The organism is Azospirillum sp. TSO5 (assembly GCF_003116065.1).
Classification (GTDB): domain Bacteria; phylum Pseudomonadota; class Alphaproteobacteria; order Azospirillales; family Azospirillaceae; genus Azospirillum.
In genome coordinates this window covers 1-4,885 of the sequence record NZ_LGQY01000183.1, presented here as the reverse complement: position 1 = coordinate 4,885, position 4,885 = coordinate 1, and the positions used below count along the sequence as shown (strand labels likewise).

Annotated in this window: 2 protein-coding genes; one reads left to right on the top strand and one right to left on the bottom strand. The window is 68.8% G+C overall.

From position 1 onward, the window contains the following. The coding region (locus TSO5_RS31795; protein ID WP_146203886.1) for a calcium-binding protein at positions 1-2,945 on the bottom strand (2,945 nt) is incomplete at its 3' end. Between the two features lie 624 nt (positions 2,946-3,569). Between TSO5_RS31795 and TSO5_RS31790 the strand changes: the two genes are divergently transcribed. Further along, the coding region (locus TSO5_RS31790; RefSeq protein WP_247871066.1) for a tetratricopeptide repeat protein at positions 3,570-4,885 on the top strand (1,316 nt) is incomplete at its 3' end.

The following is a 4,885-nucleotide window of genomic DNA, read 5'->3' as shown; positions in this document are numbered from 1 at the left end:
AGCGTCTCCAGACCCGAAGCCAGCATGGTGGTGCCGGTGTCGCCGATGGTGACGACGTCGGTGCCGGTCTGGCCCGTCAGCGTCTCGATGCCGCGGACGAGGACGGTGTTGCCCGCCGTGCCCAGCGTGACGACGTCGGTGCCCGTGCCGCCGACCAGGATCTCCAGGCCCGAAGCGAGCAGAGCGCCGCCAGCGGTACCGAGGAAGACCACGTCCGAACCAGTGCCGCCGGCAATGGTGTCGAGCAGGTTGGCGAACAGGGTGTTGCCGGCCGAACCCAGCGTGACGACATCGGTGCCCGTGCCGCCGGTCAGCGTCTCGAGAGCCGAGACGAACAGGGTGTTGCCCGAGGTGCCGATGTTGAGGACATCGGTGCCGGCGCCGCCGGCGATCGTCTCGAGAGCCGTGGCGAGCACGGTGTTGCCGGCCGAACCCAGCGTGACGACGTCGGAGCCACCGGCGCCAGCCAGCGTCTCCAGACCCGAAACCAGCAGGGTGTTGCCAGCGGCGGCGAGCAGGACGACGTCGGAGCCGGTGCCACCGGTCAGCGTCTCGAGAGCCGAGACGGACAGGGTGTTGCCGGTGTCGCCCAGCGTGATGGCGTCGCTGCCGGCAGCGCCCACCAGGGTCTCAAGGCCGCGCAGCAGAACCGTGTTGCCGGCGGTGCCCAGGGCGACGACGTCGGAACCGCTGCCGCCGATCAGGACTTCGATGCCCGACACCGAGAGCGTGTTGCCGAGCGTGCCGAGGAACACCAGGTCCGAACCGGCGCCGCCGGTCAGCGTCTCGAGCAGCGACGCGGTGACGGTGTTGCCGCCCGCGCCCAGCGTGATGACATCGGTGCCGGTCTGACCCGTCAGCGTCTCGACCGCCGAGACCAGCAGGGTGCTGCCGGTGGTGGCGATGGTGACGACGTCGTTGGCGGTGCCGCCGGTCAGCGTCTCGATGCCGCCGACGACCAGCGTGTTGGCGGTGTCGCCCAGCGTGATGACGTCGGTGCCGGTCTGGCCCGTCAGCGTCTCGACCGCGCGCACCAGCATGGTGGCGCCGATGGTGCCGGTCAGGACGACGTCGTTGCCGTCACCGCCGACCAGGGTCTCGACCGACGAAACGGTGGTGGTGTTGCCCGCCGTGCCGAGGAAGACCAGATCCGAACCGGCGCCGCCGGTCAGCGTCTCGAGCAGCGACGCGGTGACGGTGTTGCCGCCCGCGCCCAGCGTGATGACGTCGGTGCCGCTCTGGCCCGTCAGCGTCTCGACCGCCGAGACCAGCAGGGTGCTGCCGGTGGTGGCGATGGTGACGGCGTCGTTGGCGGTGCCGCCGGTCAGCGTCTCGATGCCGCCGACGACCAGCGTGTTGGCGGTGTTGCCCAGCGTGATGACGTCGGTGCCGGTCTGGCCCGTCAGCGTCTCGACCGCGCGCACCAGCATGGTGGTGCCGGTGGTGCCGATGGTGACGATGTCGGTGCCCGCACCGCCGACCAGGGTCTCGATCGCCGAAACGGTGGTGGTGTTGCCGGCCGTGCCGAGGAAGACCAGATCCGAACCGGAATTGCCGGTGATCACCTCGAGCAGCGAGGCGGTGACGGTGTTGCCGCCCGAGCCCAGCGTGATGACGTCGGTGCCGCTCTGGCCCGTCAGCGTCTCGACGGCGTTGACCAGCAGGGTGCTGCCGGTGGTGCCGATGGTGACGATGTCGGTGCCCGCGCCGGCGGTCAGCGTCTCGATCCCGGCCACCAGGACGGTGTTGCCGGCCGAGCCGATGGTGACGACGTCGGTGCCGGTCAGGCCGGTGATCGTCTCGACCGCGAGGATCGAGAGCGTGTTGCCGGTGGTGCCGAGGCCGATGACGTCGCTGAAGGACGAACCGATCACCGTCTCGAGACGGGAGGTGGCGATGGTGCCGCCGGCCGTGCCGAGGGTGACGATGTCGGAGCCCAGGCCGCCGATCAGGGTCTCGAGACCCGCCACCAGAATGGTGTTGCCCGAAGAGGCCAGCGTGATGACGTCGGTGCCGCCCTGGCCCGTCAGCGTCTCGACGGCCGAAACCAGCAGCGTGTTGCCGACGGCGCCCAGCGTGACGATGTCGGTGCCCGCGGCGCCGGCCAGCGTCTCAAGCCCGGAGACCAGGATGGTGCTGCCGCCGGAGGCCAGCGTGACGACGTCGGTGCCGTTGCCGCCGGTCAGCGTCTCGATGGCCGAGATCAGCAGCGTGTTGCCGGCGTTGCCCATCGTGACGATGTCGGTGCCCGCGGCGCCGATCAGCGTCTCGAGAGCCGTGACCGCGACAGTGTTGCCGCCGGAGGCCAGCGTAACGACGTCGATGCCGGTCTCGCCGAACAGAGTCTCGACGGCCGAAACCAGCAGCGTGTTGCCGACGGTGCCCAGCGTGACGACATCCGTGCCCGCGCCGCCCGTCAGCGTCTCGAGAGCCGAAATCACCAGCGTGTTGCCGGCGGTGCCCAGCGTGACGACATCCGTGCCGCCCTGGCCAGCCAGCGTCTCGAGAGCCGAAACCAGCAGCGTGTTGCCGGCGGTGCCCAGCGTGACGACATCGGTGCCCGTGCCGCCCGTCAGCGTCTCGAGAGCCGAAACCAGCAGCGTGTTGCCGGCGGTTTCCAGCGTGACGACATCCGTGCCCGCGCCGCCGGTGATCGTCTCAAGCAAAGACACCAGCATCGTCGAGCCGGACGTGCCGACCGAAATCACGTCAGTCGTGCTGCTGCCGACAAGGGTTTCCAGCAGCGAAACCTGCAGGGTGGAACCGGCCGTCAGCGAGATGAACTCGGTACCAGTGGTACCGATCAGGGTTTCCAGCGCCGAGATCGACAGCGTGTTGCCGGCGGTCTGAAGCGTGATGACGTCCGTACCAGAGCTGCCGATGATCGTTGAGAATGTACCTAGTGTTAGGGTTGAACCCGTCGTTACGGTAAAGGTTCCAGCCATACTAATCCCCTTCAGGTTTGGTTCGCCGGCGGATGAACCATCTTTAAGGCGCGCGTCACGCTCGGCTGATGGCAGGCAGAGTCAGTCCTAGCGCGAGCTAACACACCGTGCCCTTGTTATCCGAAGGAATGGACCCAAAGCAACGCGTTTCTACCGAAGTGGGTAGGGCGAAACGCCTGACCGGACGGACAGTCCCTTAAGGGCCATATCCCACTCCTACGCCCTCATCGGCAAGTGTTTGGAAAATCTGCCGAAATACCCGGTATGGCCAATTCGCAACAGGCAGGTTTGAAGTTGGTGGTACCCACGGTTCCGCAATCCGCCGCCGCCGCGCCTGGGATGCAGGCTTCCCTTCCACTCGACTCGCATCTCCGTCGGTGAGCATTTACACAGCTTTCCCGATCACCGTCACTTCGCCCGCCGCGGCCTGGCTTAAGCCTATGTAGTCATCATCGTTACAATTTCATAATACGGACAGTATTGCCGCCGCCGTCCCAGCGCGGATGCATGTGCGACCAGGATCACGCTTGGAGAATTCGGGAACACCCGCTATTCCGTTCCGGCGGCCGGATCGGCAGGCTGCAGAACCGATGCCGCAGGACCGACAGGGACGATCGATCAAGCATGGCGACCATTCAGGAGGCACTCGCCGCGGCGGTGCGGCACCACCAAAGCGGCCAGATCGCCGTTGCGGCCCGCATCTACCGCCGCATCATCGAGATCGCACCCGACCAGACCGACGCCCTGCATCTGATGGGGCTGGCCGTCCGGCGCGCCGGCCAGGGCGGTGCCGCGCTGCGCCTGCTGGCCCGCGCGCTGCGCCTCGATCCCGCCATGGCGGAGCCGCGCCTCAATCTTGGCAACATGCTGCGCGACTTCGGGTCCGGGCAGGGAGCGGCGGCGGCCTACCGCAGTGCCATCGCCCTGCGGCCGGGGCTGACCGCCGCCTATGAGAGCCTGGGCGCGCTGCACCGCGGGCAGGGCCGCTCCGCCGAGGCCGAACGAGCCTATCGCCGCGCCATCCGCGTCGACCCGATGGCGACGGAAGGCCACAACGGACTGGCCAACGTCCTGCAGGAACGCGATGCGCTGGACGATGCCGTCGCAGCTTATCGCCGCGGGCTGGCCATCGACCCTGCCCACGCCGCCGCCTGCAACAACATGGGCATCGCGCTCCGCGGGCTGGGCCGGGCGGACAGGGCGATGGCTTGTCACCGCCATGCCGTGGCGCTGGATCCGTATTTCGCCGCCGGCCACACCAGCCTCGGCCTTGCCCTGCAGGAGCAGGGGTGTCTGGAGGAAGCGGCGCGCGCCCATGCCCGCGCGGTCGCCGTCGATCCGGGCTTCGCCGGCGGCTATGCCAACCATGGCAACGCCCGGCTGAACCAGAACCGGGTGAACGAGGCGGTCACCGGCTTCCGCCGCGCCATGACGATCGACCCGGCCAGCCCGGACGCCCGCCGCAACCTCGGCATGGCCCTGCTGGTCGCCGGCCGCTTCGAAGAGGGCTGGCGCGAGTATGAGTGGCGGCTGCGCTGCAAGGACGCCCCCACCCACGCCGCCATGCCCAAGCCGCGCTGGAACGGCGAGCCGCTGGAAGGCCGCCGCATCCTGCTGCATGGCGAACAGGGGCTGGGCGACGCCCTGCAGTTCTGCCGCTACGTCCCCCTGGTGGCGGCGCGCGGCGGCCGGGTGCTCCTGGGCCTGCCGGCCCCGCTGCAGCGGGTGATGGCCGGGCTGCCGGGCGTCGAGCGCTTCGTCAGCGGCCAGCTTCCCACCGACGCCTTCGACCTGCATCTGCCGATGCTGAGCCTGGGCGAGGTGTTCGGGACCCAGATGGACACCATCCCCCACCGCGTTCCCTACCTGACGGCGGAACCCGATCTGGTGGCGCGCTGGGGCGAGCGGCTGGCAGGCTTGAGCGGACTGAAGGTCGGCAT